This window comes from Lysinibacillus sp. GbtcB16 (assembly GCF_019091145.1).
Taxonomy (GTDB): domain Bacteria; phylum Bacillota; class Bacilli; order Bacillales_A; family Planococcaceae; genus Lysinibacillus; species Lysinibacillus fusiformis.
This window is the reverse complement of record NZ_JAGXJV010000992.1, coordinates 1-227: the sequence shown is the minus strand read 5'-3', so window position 1 is coordinate 227 and position 227 is coordinate 1. Positions and strand designations below refer to the sequence as shown.

The window sequence follows — 227 nt, the reverse complement described above, 5'->3', positions numbered from 1 at the left end:
GAATTAGCTGCACAATCGATCGTGAAATCAGCATTTGGTTTCTCTGGTCAAAAATGTTCAGCATGTTCTCGTGCTGTTATCGTAGAAGATGTGTATGACCAAGTGGTGAACCGTGTAGAAGAGTTAACAAATGCTTTAACAGTTGGAGATCCAACAGATTTCAGCAACTTCATGGCAACGGTTATTGACCAAGCCGCATTCAATAAAATTACGGAATACATCGAAAT

General features: G+C 39.6%; 1 protein-coding gene. It reads left to right on the top strand.

What is annotated here, in order from left to right; genetic code table 11:
• The coding region (locus tag KVT27_RS27685) for an aldehyde dehydrogenase family protein (RefSeq protein WP_217582372.1) at positions 1 to 227 on the top strand (227 nt) is incomplete at both ends.